Below are 15,140 nucleotides of genomic sequence, written 5' to 3' on the forward strand. Positions count from 1 at the left end.
TCTGTCCTTGTTGTAATTCTTGAAGAAATAGTATGAATTTAGTTTTTGACTTCAATAAAATGAGGATAAATCAAGAATGCAATATCAATGTCCTGAATGTGGTGGTAGAAGTTTTGATTTTGATCATGGGAAACAATTTTTTCAAATGGGACAAGGTAGTCAGTATTCCCATCAAGAGGGAAAGCAAATTTGTAAAAAATGTGGATGGTTTCCACAGTCAATACCAGAAAAGCAAACTTCAGTTGAGTTTAAGGCTACAGTCGAATCTTTAGATAAGAATAATATTGATGATGTAATTGAAAAAGCCAATTCTGATTTACAGAATGAGTTAGCGATTATTGATCATATTAAAATTACTGAAATAATTCCAAGTGATATGAAACCAACTATTGGTGCAGGATATAAAGTAGCTGTTAGTGGTAGTGTCCACCTCACAAGCAATGATGAGTTATCAATAGATCAATTGAAAGCTGCTGGAGGAAAAACTTTTGGTGATTCATTCGAATTACTTGCGTTTCCTTAAAACATTTCTGTTTCATAAGGTTGCCCATAAACAAACTCGCTAAGCACGCCATGGTAAATGTATTACATACCTTTACATTTCCAATATTTTTTTCGTTTAACGTCACGAATATTGATTGTGCGTCCATCACGACCATCCTCATTTGAGCATGAAAGGACACCGGCAAAACCAGCAAAAATCCTCATTAAAGGAGATCAAAATGCTGGTTGCCAGACTGTTCCTCATCTCCCCGCTGTGGGTGGCGTACTTCTTCCATGAAATTCACATGGGACCGATGCACGAGGAGATGAGCTTCTCCACGCTCCTGATCATATCTGTGGTCGCCTACCTCATTCTGTCTTGGAAAGACAGTGGGCGGGCACCTCGGTCAGCAATCTCTGTCATCATGAGAAACATGGCGTTGACCTACTGTGTTGTATGGTCATTCCTGCTGCTATTTGGGGCTGGTTGGTTTTTCTGGTACATGATTAGCCACGCCACGCTCTGGTTCATTTTATTTTGGCAATGGGTCGCTCATACAATCGCTCATCATTTAATTTACCCCTATGCGGACCCGAACTACCACTCCTTACGCAAAGCAGGGTGGCATCCCTACTGGGACACAACTATTTACAATCATGATACTGATCTGATCAAGGATGGTGGATTTGAGGAACCCGAGTACACAGGGTTTGTGCCGCCTCCTGATTGGCGGTTTCAATGTCCTGTTTGTGGCGCAAGGCAACAAACCAATTTCGGCGTGTGTTGGAATTGCAACTACGGAGAGGACGGAGACGAATCAGCCTACTACGAACGTTGGGGAAATTGACTCGAAACTGTAAACTCTAATTGACTCAAAAACCAATACCATCCCATATTTTCTTTCAATAACTGTGGATGGCGCTGGCTCCTCACTGTATATTGATACACGGATGCTTCGACAGTCTGCCGAAGCTATTAAAAGAAAACTAAAGGAGAATTATTTAACGGCCTGTAATGGCCAAACTGACAATTTAATGACGTGTAACGTCAGATACTGCTTCTCCACAAATCGCCAACCTGAGTCAAAAGACTCTTGAACAATCGAAGCAGCACTCGGACGGATGTTCCTTGAAATGGGAGCACCGGCTTTGTGTTGTTCGATTGTGCGCCTTGGCGGGCGTGTGGAGAGCGACCTCGGTTCGGTGCTCTCTTTTTTTGTGCGCTGCTGATCGTGGTACAGGACACCGGAAAGACGGCAAAAACCGTCCAACGCACAAAATTTGGGAGAGCACAATGGCGCAAGAATGGTACTACACGAAAGAGGGTGAAAGGCAAGGTCCAATCACTTCCAAGCAGTTGAAACAACTTGCTGTTTCTGGCGAGATTCAACCGACCGATCTTGTCTGGACAGAAGGTAAAGACGATTGGAAGCCTGCGAGTATTGTAAAGGGATTGTTCCCTACAAAGCCAGATTTGCCAAAGCCACCACCGGTCCCCGGTTCAACGAATACGGCCCCTGCTCTTTGCGGAAACCGAAAGAGCACATTGCCTCTCGTATTCCTAACGGCCTTGATCGTGTTGTCGCTGCGAGGAAACATAACGGCTCAAGACGTGTTTCAAAAATGGCCACGCCCATCAGAGGTGTCTGTATCAACTGGTCGCAACCAAGTGATAATTCCACCGGGTCGTGGTGGTGTGTCATACTTTCCAGATGAAGCGATTTGCGTGCTAAAAGATAGCCCTTTAACCTTCACCATGGTCTGCGGCGACTCCACTTATGTTTGGTCGGGAACGAGCTTCACAACTGCCATCCCGGTTGGCAAAGTTCTTTCGCCGGGACCAGCAGGTTCTCCTGACAATCACTACGCAGGTATTGGCGGTATTTTCCACAATCAAAAACGGAACAGGGTTGTCGGATTCTATCATGCCGAGGACAAGGAAGGTATTGGTAAAGTCAAAGTCAATGGCGTTCAGGGATTCTATGGGGCTGTTTGCGTGGGGGAAGTGTCGGAGAATAGCAGAGGTTTCAGTAAGCGGGGCCCGTGCATCACAGCCGACAAGCCCAAAGTTCTTCGTGGCTGGGAGACAGAGGGAGGCCCACCGGAAGCATGGAATGCACAAGGTGTTGGTGAGCCCACTGTGTGCATCGATGGGGCAGAGGAACATTTACTCTGCTACTACACTGAATGGAGCAATAGACTGAAACGAGGAGTACAAATTTGTGTGGCCCGCAGTCCCATTGAGAAGGCAGGGCTCCCCGGATCTTGGATAAAGTTCTACAAAAATAGTTTCTCCGAGCCGGGGCTGGGAGGTCACGACACACCTGTTATCTCAGCGGGAATGCAAGCTGACACTTACACCCCACACGTGCAATTTGTTAAACAGTGGAATCGTTATGTCATGGTCTTCGGAATGGGAGTGCAATCAGATATTCAATCCCGCCCTATGAAGGCGACCCAGAGTGGACTCTACCTTACGACATCAAAAGACGGCGTCGATTGGACCAAGCCCGTTCAGATCGAGCGAGTCTTCGCATTTGTCATCAACACGCAAGAATGCAAGATTCATCCGACTCTCGTGGTGTCCCGTGTTTCTGGAAAGACACTCACGGGGCTACTCCTTTACGGTTACACTCCTAAATGGCCGGGAACACCGCATCACTTAGGCGGCTGTCCAATCAAGATTTCATTGGACAGAGACAGTACCACAACATCAACACAGCCAACCACTCCCAAACCACTCGTGGACCTCGAATCGCTTCGGAAAATTGTAAAGTCAGAAAAAGTAAACGCCAAAGGCGAAATTATCAATCTGGACCTGACGGGGGTTTCAATTACCGAATCCCATCTCGCTGCCATTGGAACACTTCAGTCCTTGCAATCATTGAACCTATACAAGACGAACCTGACGGATGACGGACTCAAAGCTCTTGCCAAGCCCTCGAATCTGTCTTATCTGGCCATTGGGCGCACACGAATTACAAGTGATGGCTTACGCCATCTCACGGGACTCAAAAAAATCAAGGGGCTTCGTATCAATGGAAACAAAGGCATCGGGGACAGTGGAGTTGAACACTTGACAGAGATGAAGAAATTGACGGTACTCCAGATCAATAACACGTCCATATCCGAAGCGGGCATCCAGAAGCTGAAACGAGCACTTCCCAATTGCAAAATAATTCACTGAAACTCGTTTAGTTTCAAATCGCCACATGAGTTATGTCGTTGTCCGTAACATCCCGAAGTCCATCGGCTGCAACACTCCGAACAAACGAATTTTCATCGTTTAGCAGTCGCCTCAATGAAGGAACAGCTTCTTTGGCGATCTTTCCGAGTTGCCCCAACAGCCATGCCGATTGGCATCGGATGCCAAAGTCGTCGCTCTCCAGAGACTTGAGCAACACCGGCACAAGTTCTTCGGATCTGGTCGGGTCGATCATCAGTATATGCCCCGTTGCCGACACATGACTGAACTCGTCATCGCTACCGATCCATTTCTCCAGAATTTGCACAGCCTTTTTCGCCTTTTCGCCGAATGACGCCACAGGTTCAAGGGCACACATTCTTACATTGCGGTCGGAATCTGTTAGTGCCTCGATCATGGCGGGTAAAGCGGGCTCGGTATCGCCGTCGAAATGTTCGAGTATTTTGAGAGCGAGGATGCGAATTTCGAAATCGGGATCATTGAGAGCTTCAATGAGAGCGGGGACTATCTCATCTCCGAAGGGTTGAAGTGCTTGCTCGGCGTCGAATACCCGGTCGGGATCAGTCCGATGGGCAAACGTGCGGAGTAATTCGATTATGTTGTGGTTGTTATCCATGATAATATCTACTCTTCCATGCTGCAAATTTATCCACGCTCGTCCCGAAGCTGTTCTCGTACTTGCATCAGGATTTGCCCAAGCATGTTTTTGCCACTTCCGTTGCCACCATCTCCCCAGTAGGAATCGTTTGATGTATGTTCTACGATTTTCGCATCGCCAGTCGAAATGAGCATCTCACACAAGTCTTCGCATTGTTTAAATTTTGCAAGTACCGCTTTTCGCATAATCGAAATTTTGACCGACTCCCAGTCTTTTCTCAAAGGTCGTTTTCGACTCCGGCCCATGCGAGCGGCGATCATAGGTGATTTCGCCTTGCGAATTGCTTCGAGGTGTTCATCACCAACGAACTTTTGAGCTTGAAAGTAATGCTCGGACGAGGGCCACTTCTTGCCGTCTATTCGTACCGGAAACGGGGCAAAGTTCGAAAACTCGCCGTACTCGTCTCCAACGCTGTAAAAGTTGATGGTATTGTTGTCGGACATTCTTACTTTCCAAGCTCAAGAGCCATGTCGATAAATGGCCCCACTGATTTTCCAAAAATTGCTATTCCTGCACCATGAGGGTCAGGCAGGTTTAGATGCCCCGCTGCCATTCCGTTTAGTGCAAAATCAAAACCCTCAATGTTAATGATACAAATCAGAGAATTACGACATTCAAGGGTCACTTCTTCGGATCGAAACGGCCATTCTCCCGGAAAATCGGCTTTCATAATTCGTTTCTTCGGCCAGTTGCTGGCTTTTAATTCTTCAGATGAACGTCGAGTCCAATTCTTTTGATCTTGTTTTAATATTTTGACAGAGCGTCTGTAGTCCGTGTTGCCAAAGTCTTCATCTTTCAGGTTTCTGAAAGATGAGTAAGTCATAGAGAATCGCTGCAATTTGGCACCGTGATTGCCAAGCGTGAATTGCATTGCAATTGCTCGAAGGAACCGTTCTAGCTTGCTGATGATTTTGCTATGAACACGAGGGTAATAATCTCGGTAAAGTAATTGCATGTCGTCTTCATCAAGGTACGGAGTCTTATCCTCAATGCTCGCTTCTAATTCTTCCCATTCGTCCGTAGGGTTGATGGGAAGTTTTTCATTTCCGGTGATAACATCAAGATTGTAGTAGCGTGCTTTTTTTCCAAATTCAGAGAGTATATGAATTATTTGATGTAAGCTGGAATCTCCCTTTAAGTATGCCAAATCTTCTTCAAGTAGTTGGATATTATGAGTATTGTAGAATTCTGTATAAATCTTGTGATTCAGAGATGATAGATCGTGACCGAGGTCTACAAGGAATTTGAAAGATGGATAACTACCTTTCCGAGCTTCATACACTAAGCAAATAAAACACTTCATTAACCGCTCTAAACCACTGGCAAGCAACTGGTGTGGCAAATGGTAGAAATCGTTCTCCATATCTATATCTTGAAGATCACCTAATCCTGCAATAATCAACTTGTGAGATGATTCCAATTCTTCAATTAAACACAAGTCTTTAATCATTTTATTCATCTAAACCCTCCGAGAATGCAACGTCCTACCATACTGACCGATGACATACACAACTTGAGTGCCGTCCGAGAAGATGAGTTTTGGATTTTGATATACATTGGAAAATAAATCTTTTATTGGACGAAGTCGTAGCCGATTTTTATTGTTGCTCGTATCCAACGTATTCTGATCCATCCTCACTGATGCCAGCCCAAACGCTGCGTTCCTGCTTCAACCGAAAGTGCTCTCGAATTGCCGACTGTAATACCTTTTCAGGAACACCTGCACGAACTAAGAGTAGAATTCGGATCATTAGAGCCAATTTCTGAATTCCCCAGTGAAGTTCTCTTCCCTGAAGAATTCGTCCCCTTGCTTTCGTTGAATAATGGGTGTAGTGGTTCCGGGTCTTCACGACCCCGGCTAAAAACATTTCCTTATCGACCGCAAATAGTTGCCATGTGTCATCTTGTAGTTCCCCGAGAAAGCTCCGCAGCTTATCTCTCAAGCTGCGACCGTTAGCCCACTGCAAGCTGTTTTTGATAGAGTTCGTGAGTTCTTTTGAAATCTCATTTTTCACTGATTCCAGCATATTTTCTCGAATTATTTTGAATTCTTCCTCTTCAATCACTGTCACGTGTGCGGCCTCATTGGACAGTACCTCAACGGCTTGAACTAATGGAAGAAACCGAAACTCTATAAAATTCGAGGGACGCCGTTCGCTCGAAATTAGCATTCGGCTTGCACGCTTGATATTATCAGTCGAATTCATCCAATTGCGAAGCACTGTGGGGAAGCTATCTTTGATCTCGATGTATCGAATGAGGAAATCGTGTGTATCATAGCTCTTGGACTCAACTTCATGCCGAGGATAAAAGACGGAAAGTGGCTCATCGTAAGATGGGCGATAAAGCATCGTTCGACTTGGCATAAGAGGTCCACCGTAAACAACAGACAATAAGTCTACGACATCGGACGAGCGGCTCAGTATTTGATAGAATGTTTGTGGTTGCAACAGATCAATCTCAAGGTATGTGTGGTGTGAAATTACTGGAGATGAACCTAACGGTAAGCCGGGAGGCGTTACAGCATGAGTAAAGCTCACTCGGCAATCTGAGCTTTCGATTTTATACTGTTCATCTTCAGGAATTGAATAGTCAAGACTTATGCTTCGAGGTAAGTCTTTCATGTCTATATTAAATGGAGAGACTCCAAGCCAGATATCCAGACAAGGTATTTCTACTCGGCATTTCGAAAAGGTCTCATCGCTGGAACAGAGATGGGCTCCTTCAACGATTGCTCCACAACCCAGTTGAGATGAGCGAAGCTCAACTTTTGATCCCGGTCGAACAGCAAGAGTTGTAATGTCAGGCTTCCACTTTGTGTAGAACGGTTTCAGCACTGTAATGGCCGTGTTGTCTTCTAATTCCCCATGAATCAGTGAATACTCCAACTCGTCCGGCTTAGCACTGAATGGCGACTCGACTGTGGCTTCACTCAATCCACCGTAGAGCGAAAGGGTCAGATCCCCTTCTGTGTAGGAAAGCTCACCTGCAACCTTCTTGTTGGTGTTTGGCAACCACCAGTGGCCTTTAGTTGTAAAGTGTTCGGTCTGTAAGTAACTTTTTTTGGTCATGCGTTATCCCCCGTAAAAACTCCCATCTGTGTCGGCGAACAGCCATTTTCATCCTCTGAACCTATGGGTAGAAACCACACGGAATACCGATGCAGGCCGGCGACTCGGTTTGTGTGTAGTTGAAATGGTAAGCAGCGTTGATAAATCATCCCTGAATCATTAGTTCAGAGTACAGCAAACCCACTCGATATGGAATGTATCGAGTGGGTTTGGAAATTCAGTCTCTAAAAGAAGTGGTCTCGGGTCACGTCGTCAAAAGCGGCCTGACTTGAGGCAGCACTTTTTGAATCGCTTGCCAGAACCACATGGGCATAGATCATTACGACCGAGCTTTTCTTCCAACAGCTTGTCGCCGTGAACGATGCGGACACCCCGCTTCACTTGCGTTTCAGATGGGAACCCTCGACGACGTTTACTCATCGTCTCGAAAAAATGGTTGTTCGTTAAAGTCTCGATTTTGCATGGCGCACCTTCCTTTCGGGTTTGGGACAAACATGACGTAAAGGACACCCAGATATCTACAGGGTTCGTTAGAGTATTCGATATTTCATTTAATCTGGACAAATCGAACCCAGTGAGCGATCATCAGGATTGCATATTCAGGGAAAACAAAAATGCCATGTCGGAGTGAAATCAAAAAGAATCAATAATTGAGGAGTTTTCATTAAATGCAGGCTTGGTATTTGGAGAGGCGAAAAGAGATTGAGAAAAATTTTTCACAAGCAAACCAAGTTGAAAAAACGGAATTCAATGAATCTCCGAGTAGAAAATACTCATTGGAAATTATTACTCACGACAATGGCCCGAACTCATGGAAATATTCGCAAGGTATCATAAAGAATATCCAGACAGACAGCCTCATTGCGGATGTGAAACGCAACTATGGTCGATTTCCTTTCTCTTGGTGTGAAGATCATCCCACAGGACATGATTATCTTGTGTGCGGAGAAGATTATCAGGGACAAACAATAATTGAATTAGATACTGGTAAACGTGTAGACAACACTGAAGATGGGTTTGGATTTTGTTGGGCTGCTCACTACCCTTCAAATGATGGTAAATACATATTCGTCGATGGTTGCATCTGGGCAGGCCCTTATGAATTGATTCTTTTTGATTTCAGCAATCCGATGGAATTTCCATATCGAGAAATTAAGCGTTGGCCTGTTTGGGAAGTACATGGTTTTCTCCCTGATGGCTCATTTATGTTTGAATATAATACTGAAGTTCGAATTAGTGACGGAAAACGCCTTGATGAAATGACCGAGGAAGAACTCGATGCATTCGAATCTACCGAAGGATACGAAAAGTTGTGTCGTGATATAAAGATTCGAATAAAATGGAATCCTGATGGAATTGAGAAAGCGAGCATAATTGATCAATGTCAATGAAAGAGTTCATTTCCTGTTGCTTATCACTCGTCTCCGCACAAAGTCACTGTATTCTCCCTTCATCGGCAGGTCAAAATCTAATTTGATTAGCCGAGAACGGCGCAATCATACCAGCCATATTTTTGCGGCGGCGATTTTTTCGAGATTCAATTTGCGCCAGTTTTTAAGCGTGCGCAGACAAAGATCAAAACTCTTCAATTGCAATAAATGAGGGTGGTGACGTAGTGGCCGTGGGGCAGATACCCCGGTCGAATCTCCCCACTTTTCGAATCCGAGTTTCTCGAATTCATTTTTTGCAACATCGGATCGAAATAGGTTTCACATTCTCAAGTACCTCTGCACAGTCCTTGTACTCGTCCCGAGAGCATTTGCGATCTCACCAATCTTGAGTCCTTGATCTCGCAGCACTTGGGCACGAGCAGGCTTGGCTTTGGTTGTTCCCAGTTTCCTCCCCTTGTAAATCCCTCTCTCCTTCGCCACCTCAACTCCAGCCATCTGTCTTTGCTGGCGGTATTCGAGTTCAATTTCTGCGAGACCCAGCATCACGGCGGCAATCATCCGACCCACTGCTCCGTTGAGTTCGATCATTTGAGTGATGACAACAATCTTCAAGCCACGTTCGCACCAATCGGCGAGCAAGTTCACACCATCTTTCAAGCGACGTGACAAACGGTCCAACTTCCATACGATGACAGTCTTGACCTTACCCGAAAAGATGTCGGCTTGCAGCCGTTCGAACTCGGGACGATGAAGAGTCTTGCCCGATTCCTTATCAATGTACCATGTGACTTGGCTTTCATCGTAGCCATTGGCCTTGAGCCATTTGCTAATCTCGGAGACTTGACTGTCGGCTTTCTGACGAGCCGTGGACACTCGGCAATATGCAGCGATCATGGGAAGTCCTTTGGTCTCATTGAGGATGACAAAAAGGTTAGAGTCATTTTGTCGTTGTTTTGGTAAGGCTGAAAACGCCTGAAACATGAGGTTTCAAAGCAGGGAATTCGAGAGAACCCTTTTTGTCACATTGCCTCTGTGTTGGTCCTCTTTGGCTTGATGTTATTTCCGGTGTCCGAAAGGTGAGACTCCCATCCTTGAGAGCCTCACCACCCACGGACCTATTCCGGGGAGAAACTGTGGTACAGCCTCGGCGAGTTCTGAAACAACAACGACCCCTTCACACCATCGGATTTTTGGACAATTACATATGGTGCGAGAAAACCAATCACCGTGAACTCAGCTTGGAGTTCGGATGTGTCGTAAACTCTTCCGTGCTTTGATTCCAAGTATTCTCGACTTCCCGGATTTGCGTTGATCGTTTCAGCTTGAACTCTTCGTATCATTTCAGTTGGATCAGACATTTTCGTTCCTTTAATTGATTGAGTTGTTGTTTCCACAATCGTATTGCCGGTGTCCTACTTGCTGCTCATTGACATTTAGCAGCACGACGAGCAAGACGTTTCTCTGTGGATCGCTGATGGTGCAGGAGAACCTGCTCACGCCAACTGACATTGCCGCCGTACTGTTCGATGGGAACCATCTCCATATATATTTTGGGACAGGAGAAGTAGTACGGTCCCATGGACTCCTCTATGTCCTTGTAACCCCAACCGTTGCCGTTTTGATGTCGCAATAAGTCGCACTGAATCCAGCGTTGTTTGGGACTGGAATCGGCGTCATCTTTGATGAAAGTGCGTTCCCAAACACTCCAAAGTACACCCGAAAAACTACCGCCCCGGTAACAGTGAGCAAGGCACGTGCTTGTGATGACAAGACCGTCAGGGTTGATTCGTTCCCAACCTTCGGTTCGTTCTGCAATCAATCCCTTTCGAGTGTTGCCATTTCTGAATAGCCATCCCATGTTTTTCTCCTGTGAAGAATGTTGTTGATTTTGACATAGGAATTGCCGGTGTCCCAAATTGAGGCAATCGTCAATATTCTTCCGGTAGGAGTAAAGTGGTTGCGGATCGATGACCGTTACCGTCTTCGGCTTCTGTGATAATCCACAGCTTGACACCGTTTGTTGTCTTGAAAGACGACAGAATCCGGCTCCCGTCTTTTAAAGCTTCGCCATTGAGTTCGTGGTCTTCGTCACAAAGATCGCCCTGCTCAAGCTGTAAATGACGTTTAAGAAACTCATTTGGTGACTGACTACTCGCTTCGAGAGCTTCCATGGCTCCCGGCGTGGCGACTACTTGTCCTAGCTTAAATTTTGGACTGGTCGCTTTGCTGTTATGATTGATCATGTGTTTTCCCTCTTGGTGAATGTGTTTGATTTGCCGAGATTTCCGGTGTCCTACCAATCCTCATCGTTATCGTAGAACCCGAAGTATTCATCACATTGCTCGAAGTCTTCGAGTTCTTGTTGCGCCAACATTTCATCCCATGGTTCGTCGAACTCGGGAAGCTCCGAGAACTCATCTCCGAATTCATCAGCCGCCAGTTCATCAAGGATATCGCCATAGTTTCCGTTCAAATGATCTTCCATGAATTGATCGAGATAGTCGTCCATCCTGTTGCTCCTGTGATTGAGTGATTGGTTGTTTGATGGTGGGCTTGCCGGTGTCCTGTTAGCTTAATCCCGGTGACAGAACTTGGTCGGTTTCACACCGTCTTTGGGTAGACCTGCACCGAAATACCGGCATGGGAACGGAGAATCTGTTCCTTCAGCCCCGTGGATCATCAGATGGTCGAGGTCGATCACCTGACCTGACGGCCCGTAGTTGCAGGACTCGGCGTCGTAGTCGGCCAGACCATCATCAGAGACAGTAATGTTGTGACCGTATTTTTCGTTGCCTGCGAGTTCGTCTATGGCGTCCTGTACGGTGTCTGCTTCGACGATCAGAAACAGTGGCCAATAAGATCCCCCGATTTCGACAAGCCAAGTCTTGCCAAACCAGTTGCCCGGATTGATTACTGGAATGTCTTTGAGTTCGTGACCGTTGAAAACCGCACATGATTTTACCTCGCTCATTGTTTGGACTCCGTTGTGAGTTGGATTGTTGTTACAACTCACTTACCGGTGTCCTACTCTCCTTGTTCAGCACGGAGACGCTGGAGACAACGATAGAAACTGGCTCTCGATTTGCTCGTTGCTTGCCTCCATGCCTTCTCCTGCTCTTGCACGCTGCCGGGATGTTTCTGAATTGCGTTTTGCAAGATCCGTAAATCCTTAGTTTTGCTATCGAGACGCTTCGTCGATTCGTTCTTTCGTCCAAGAGTCTGCAACTGACTTTTGATCATTGGCTTCCAGTCGATACCTTCGCCACGTGCATAAAGCAGCTTGCGAAGCGACGGTCCCAGTAATCTCATCGAAAGTTGCCGGTCATCCGCATTCTCGGCGATGTAATCGATCACCATGCCACAATCTTCGGGGGTTAGATGTTGGAATCCCTTTTTCGAAACTGATCTCATCAAATCAACCACTTCTTCATTTGTCGCAGAAAGCTCAAAAATGTCACATCTGGAGAGGACTGCCTTGAAAGCATCATTTTTTTTCGGAATGACGTTGGCGGCGAAAATGAATCTTGCTGTTGTTTCAAAAGAAGAGGGAAGGTCGCTCGGCAACTGGCTCGAACCGTATGTTACGACTCGTGGTGATCCCCAAAGCGCACTTCGCAACAGTCCTAAGTGGGCCATGGAGGAAAAAGCTGAATCTACGTCATCCATGAAGATGACTTCTTCACTCCGATAGCGAAAAAGAATTGAGTAAAATGCTAACGGCGTCACATGGCTATTTATTAAAACTGGTTCGATATTCTCTTGGTCCAAAATTTGGAGAATCGTCCGGCTTTTCCCAAGTCCACCTTGGGCACCAAAAACGAAGAGAGCATGATTGTGTTTGCGAGCCACAAGCCGCACATGATGCGCCAAAAGTTGTTGTCGCTCTTCAAGAGCGGTTATAGGTTTTTCAAACGTGGGATTTTGGAAAAATGGAATCTGGTCGTTGTTGTCATTCGGCATGTTCATTTCAAATTCTCCGTTGCGAAGTTGATTGTGTCTTGTCAGTTCTCTTGCCGGTGTCCTATACACCGCTATGTGCGAGTACACATCATTTTCGGCTAGGATTTCAGCGAAGTAATCAGCAATTGCCATAGCGAACGCCAGTTGATGGAGAGAAAGGACGTTGAAATACTTGGGAAAAAGGAGCGCTAGAGAAAGCCAAGGCACGAGCAGAAGAGTAAATCGCAAAACGACAAACCCCCGTCATAACTCGTAATTGGGGGGAAGTTTTTTACGTAGAGAATATAACATATTGACAAACTGTGATATGTATGCCCAAAATGGGAGATTATGTTTCACATTTCCTTGTTTTAGAAAGGTTGATCAGACGCTTTGTATTATCGATAAAACCCGCTCGCTAAGGAGACGATATTATGCTGAGTTTGAATACGAACAGAGGGCACCGTGGTTATGATAGCCCGATTGGTCAAGCCTTTGCACAAGACTGTGATAACGCAAAAGGTTTAACACTACCGGACTTGCCACGAGTAAGATCAAGTGCAGTCGAGTCGGAAAAGGCTACTAGAAATAAATGCGTTGTCTCGATTTGGCTTGGAGGCGGTCCAACCCACATTGAATCATGGGATCAAAAACAGAATACTCCGAAGGACTATCACCCCGTGCAGAATCGAACTGAAGTATCCGAATCTTCGGACTGCATAGAAACCGGAGATGTAGGCGTTAGCGGAGAAGGCTCTGGAGAAGAAGGTGACAACGGTGGTGGAGGCGATAAAAGTTCTGAAGGAGGTGATGACGATGACGGGGAGCCGCCTATATCCCTATTGCTCCTATTCCTCGCATTTACAATTCTTCTAAACGTAACGCCGTCTCTCTTCCCGCAATGGGAACAACACTTTACATCACTTCTGCAAAATCTTGCAGGCGCACTCGGTGGATTAAGCCGATTTCTCTTTTTTTATTCCCGCCGATACTACAAGAATAATTTTGTTCGACGTGCAATTTCCGATATTGTCGGTGGTGCGTTCGTTGGCACATTTCTTAACGATTTGTTTCCAACCAAGGTTGTACCAGAGTCAGTTATCGGATTTTGTATCGGGTTTTATTGGCGAGATGCAATGTCAAAAATAAGAATTGATACCATTAGAAAATGCTGGATTTCAATTCCAAAGACGTTGAGAAAGGTTGCTGATGCCATTGATGGCGGTATACTATAAACTGATCAGCCCCATGATTTTTCATGGGGCTGATCAGTTTCCTATGGAGCGAAAGCGAGGAGGCAACTTCATCTACTTCCCCGCTTAGCAAGTCACACCACGATTAGTGGTTCATACTCTTCGGCGTGCGTTGGACTGAAGGACAAGAGGTAATCAGTAACCTTCGACGCTTGTGTGCTCGCACGGAAGATGAAGCTCGGATCGCTCTCCAGAGCCATGAGCCAGTGCCCAAGATATGCAGCGTGATTGTCCAACCCTTCAGTCAACGGAATGCCCAATTCAGAACAAACAAAGCATGACGACATTTCAGCGATTAGTTCGCCCATCGCATAAGAGTTTCCTTCTTTACTGCGATCCCAATCGAGTCGGTCAGGATGCTCTGTCCAATGGCACAATTCATGGAATAGAGTTTCATAATATGCAGGACCGTCAAACTGGTGTTTGTGCGGCATCTGGATCACATCGATTGCTGGATCATAGAAGGCTTTGTTCCCGCCGTGCATGATGCCTGCACCAGTGTTAGAGATTAGTTCATCAGCTTCTCGAAACGACACTTCAGGATCAGTATTGTCGCAAAAACCGACTCGCAGGTGATCCAGATGATCGCCTTCAACCTGATTGATGTTGAAAACGGTGAATTGCCGCATGACGCAATAATTGTCTTCGACCTCTTCGCCCTTACGATTGGTCTTCGTTTTTGAAATCGGCTTGTAGAGAACGACTTTCGCACCCCATTTTCCCTTGGGAACACCCGATGGTCGTGCCATCACTTGTCCGCCAATGGACTGCCACTGCTTGTATGTAGCGAAGAATTTACCGTGACTCATATGATCTCTATTGTGCATTCCGAGAAGCAACACATTGATGCCGTTGTAGGGTTTCTTTGTGACAGCATTTGTCGGTCTGCCGCAGCATGGGTCAGAAGACCATGGCTGTTTCCAAGGTGCGATCCCTTGCTGTAAAGATTTGATAATCTCGTTTGTAATCTGCTGGCGAAGTTCTGTTTGGCTTGGCATTGCGTCGTCCTTTGTGATGGGATTGGGAACGACGTTGTTACCGGTGTCCTTTATGCCGAGGATGTGGTCTTATTTTGCGGTGCTATGGCGGCAGCAAATCTAGTCTTGCCGGTGTCCTATTACTGCCGTGGCGAGCAACTCG

At 46.0% G+C, this 15,140-nt stretch carries 17 protein-coding genes; 5 read left to right on the forward strand and 12 right to left on the reverse strand.

Going from position 1 to position 15,140, the window contains the following annotated elements:
• Positions 1-76 precede the first annotated feature (76 nt).
• From ACN0YH_RS10090 to ACN0YH_RS10100, 3 genes are all read left to right on the forward strand, one after another.
• Entirely contained in the window at positions 77-523 is a 447-nt protein-coding gene (locus ACN0YH_RS10090; RefSeq protein WP_417379450.1) for a hypothetical protein, read from the forward strand.
• A 199-nt stretch (positions 524-722) separates the two neighbouring features.
• On the forward strand, positions 723-1,331 hold the full coding sequence (locus ACN0YH_RS10095; protein ID WP_417379451.1) for a hypothetical protein: 609 nt from the start codon (positions 723-725) through the stop codon (positions 1,329-1,331).
• Between the two features lie 446 nt (positions 1,332-1,777).
• A complete protein-coding gene (locus ACN0YH_RS10100) occupies positions 1,778-3,670 on the forward strand; it encodes a GYF domain-containing protein (protein ID WP_417379452.1) in 1,893 nt (630 codons plus the stop codon).
• Positions 3,671-3,683: 13 nt separating this feature from the next.
• On the opposite strand, the gene ACN0YH_RS10105 is transcribed toward ACN0YH_RS10100, so the two are convergent.
• From ACN0YH_RS10105 to ACN0YH_RS10125, 5 genes are all read right to left on the reverse strand, one after another.
• Positions 3,684-4,304: a HEAT repeat domain-containing protein gene (locus tag ACN0YH_RS10105; RefSeq protein ID WP_417379453.1), complete on the reverse strand. Its 621-nt coding sequence runs from the start codon at positions 4,302-4,304 to the stop codon at positions 3,684-3,686.
• A 29-nt stretch (positions 4,305-4,333) separates the two neighbouring features.
• Positions 4,334-4,789: an NADAR family protein gene (locus tag ACN0YH_RS10110; protein WP_417379454.1), complete on the reverse strand. Its 456-nt coding sequence runs from the start codon at positions 4,787-4,789 to the stop codon at positions 4,334-4,336.
• Between the two features lie 2 nt (positions 4,790-4,791).
• On the reverse strand, positions 4,792-5,805 hold the full coding sequence (locus ACN0YH_RS10115) for a hypothetical protein (RefSeq protein ID WP_417379455.1): 1,014 nt from the start codon (positions 5,803-5,805) through the stop codon (positions 4,792-4,794).
• A gap of 139 nt (positions 5,806-5,944) precedes the next feature.
• The gene (locus ACN0YH_RS10120; RefSeq protein ID WP_417379456.1) at positions 5,945-7,417 is read right to left on the reverse strand and encodes a HEPN domain-containing protein; all 1,473 of its coding nucleotides are present in this window, start codon (positions 7,415-7,417) and stop codon (positions 5,945-5,947) included.
• Between the two features lie 252 nt (positions 7,418-7,669).
• On the reverse strand, positions 7,670-7,837 hold the full coding sequence (locus tag ACN0YH_RS10125; protein ID WP_145232719.1) for an SEC-C metal-binding domain-containing protein: 168 nt from the start codon (positions 7,835-7,837) through the stop codon (positions 7,670-7,672).
• A gap of 248 nt (positions 7,838-8,085) precedes the next feature.
• Here ACN0YH_RS10125 and ACN0YH_RS10130 point away from each other — a divergent pair, with 248 nt between their 5' ends.
• The gene (locus tag ACN0YH_RS10130; RefSeq protein WP_417379457.1) at positions 8,086-8,808 is read left to right on the forward strand and encodes a hypothetical protein; all 723 of its coding nucleotides are present in this window, start codon (positions 8,086-8,088) and stop codon (positions 8,806-8,808) included.
• A 318-nt stretch (positions 8,809-9,126) separates the two neighbouring features.
• Here the strand turns inward: ACN0YH_RS10130 and ACN0YH_RS10135 are convergent, their stop codons facing one another.
• The 6 genes from ACN0YH_RS10135 to ACN0YH_RS10160 all read right to left on the reverse strand — a co-directional run bounded on the left by ACN0YH_RS10135 (position 9,127) and on the right by ACN0YH_RS10160 (position 12,900).
• Positions 9,127-9,789: a recombinase family protein gene (locus tag ACN0YH_RS10135; protein WP_417379458.1), complete on the reverse strand. Its 663-nt coding sequence runs from the start codon at positions 9,787-9,789 to the stop codon at positions 9,127-9,129.
• A 442-nt stretch (positions 9,790-10,231) separates the two neighbouring features.
• On the reverse strand, positions 10,232-10,666 hold the full coding sequence (locus ACN0YH_RS10140; RefSeq protein ID WP_417379459.1) for a hypothetical protein: 435 nt from the start codon (positions 10,664-10,666) through the stop codon (positions 10,232-10,234).
• A 70-nt stretch (positions 10,667-10,736) separates the two neighbouring features.
• Positions 10,737-11,051: a hypothetical protein gene (locus ACN0YH_RS10145; protein ID WP_417379460.1), complete on the reverse strand. Its 315-nt coding sequence runs from the start codon at positions 11,049-11,051 to the stop codon at positions 10,737-10,739.
• Positions 11,052-11,101: 50 nt separating this feature from the next.
• Positions 11,102-11,317: a hypothetical protein gene (locus ACN0YH_RS10150; RefSeq protein ID WP_417379461.1), complete on the reverse strand. Its 216-nt coding sequence runs from the start codon at positions 11,315-11,317 to the stop codon at positions 11,102-11,104.
• Positions 11,318-11,380: 63 nt separating this feature from the next.
• Complete coding sequence (locus ACN0YH_RS10155; RefSeq protein ID WP_417379462.1) at positions 11,381-11,779, reverse strand: hypothetical protein; 399 nt, start codon at positions 11,777-11,779, stop codon at positions 11,381-11,383.
• A gap of 53 nt (positions 11,780-11,832) precedes the next feature.
• Positions 11,833-12,900 carry a hypothetical protein gene (locus ACN0YH_RS10160; RefSeq protein WP_417379463.1) on the reverse strand — a complete coding sequence of 356 codons (1,068 nt, stop codon included), beginning with the start codon at positions 12,898-12,900 and terminating at the stop codon, positions 11,833-11,835.
• Between the two features lie 281 nt (positions 12,901-13,181).
• Between ACN0YH_RS10160 and ACN0YH_RS10165 the strand changes: the two genes are divergently transcribed.
• Positions 13,182-13,982: a hypothetical protein gene (locus ACN0YH_RS10165; protein ID WP_417379464.1), complete on the forward strand. Its 801-nt coding sequence runs from the start codon at positions 13,182-13,184 to the stop codon at positions 13,980-13,982.
• A gap of 92 nt (positions 13,983-14,074) precedes the next feature.
• On the opposite strand, the gene ACN0YH_RS10170 is transcribed toward ACN0YH_RS10165, so the two are convergent.
• Entirely contained in the window at positions 14,075-14,998 is a 924-nt protein-coding gene (locus ACN0YH_RS10170; RefSeq protein WP_417379465.1) for an ArdC family protein, read from the reverse strand.
• Between the last annotated feature and the right edge of the window lie 142 nt (positions 14,999-15,140).

Origin of the sequence: Gimesia sp. (assembly GCF_048262075.1) — a bacterium.
Classification (GTDB): Bacteria; Planctomycetota; Planctomycetia; order Planctomycetales; family Planctomycetaceae; genus Gimesia.

Excerpts from the sequence above, each read along its gene's own strand:
- ACN0YH_RS10090 (WP_417379450.1), top strand. The coding sequence starts at position 77 with ATGCAATATCAATGTCCTGAATGTGGTGGTAGAAGTTTTGATTTTGAT.
- ACN0YH_RS10095 (WP_417379451.1), top strand. The coding sequence starts at position 723 with ATGCTGGTTGCCAGACTGTTCCTCATCTCCCCGCTGTGGGTGGCGTAC.
- ACN0YH_RS10100 (WP_417379452.1), top strand. The coding sequence starts at position 1,778 with ATGGCGCAAGAATGGTACTACACGAAAGAGGGTGAAAGGCAAGGTCCA.
- ACN0YH_RS10105 (WP_417379453.1), bottom strand. The coding sequence starts at position 4,304 with ATGGATAACAACCACAACATAATCGAATTACTCCGCACGTTTGCCCAT.
- ACN0YH_RS10110 (WP_417379454.1), bottom strand. The coding sequence starts at position 4,789 with ATGTCCGACAACAATACCATCAACTTTTACAGCGTTGGAGACGAGTAC.
- ACN0YH_RS10115 (WP_417379455.1), bottom strand. The coding sequence starts at position 5,805 with ATGAATAAAATGATTAAAGACTTGTGTTTAATTGAAGAATTGGAATCA.
- ACN0YH_RS10120 (WP_417379456.1), bottom strand. The coding sequence starts at position 7,417 with ATGACCAAAAAAAGTTACTTACAGACCGAACACTTTACAACTAAAGGC.
- ACN0YH_RS10125 (WP_145232719.1), bottom strand. The coding sequence starts at position 7,837 with ATGAGTAAACGTCGTCGAGGGTTCCCATCTGAAACGCAAGTGAAGCGG.
- ACN0YH_RS10130 (WP_417379457.1), top strand. The coding sequence starts at position 8,086 with ATGCAGGCTTGGTATTTGGAGAGGCGAAAAGAGATTGAGAAAAATTTT.
- ACN0YH_RS10135 (WP_417379458.1), bottom strand. The coding sequence starts at position 9,789 with ATGTTTCAGGCGTTTTCAGCCTTACCAAAACAACGACAAAATGACTCT.
- ACN0YH_RS10140 (WP_417379459.1), bottom strand. The coding sequence starts at position 10,666 with ATGGGATGGCTATTCAGAAATGGCAACACTCGAAAGGGATTGATTGCA.
- ACN0YH_RS10145 (WP_417379460.1), bottom strand. The coding sequence starts at position 11,051 with ATGATCAATCATAACAGCAAAGCGACCAGTCCAAAATTTAAGCTAGGA.
- ACN0YH_RS10150 (WP_417379461.1), bottom strand. The coding sequence starts at position 11,317 with ATGGACGACTATCTCGATCAATTCATGGAAGATCATTTGAACGGAAAC.
- ACN0YH_RS10155 (WP_417379462.1), bottom strand. The coding sequence starts at position 11,779 with ATGAGCGAGGTAAAATCATGTGCGGTTTTCAACGGTCACGAACTCAAA.
- ACN0YH_RS10160 (WP_417379463.1), bottom strand. The coding sequence starts at position 12,900 with ATGGCAATTGCTGATTACTTCGCTGAAATCCTAGCCGAAAATGATGTG.
- ACN0YH_RS10165 (WP_417379464.1), top strand. The coding sequence starts at position 13,182 with ATGCTGAGTTTGAATACGAACAGAGGGCACCGTGGTTATGATAGCCCG.
- ACN0YH_RS10170 (WP_417379465.1), bottom strand. The coding sequence starts at position 14,998 with ATGCCAAGCCAAACAGAACTTCGCCAGCAGATTACAAACGAGATTATC.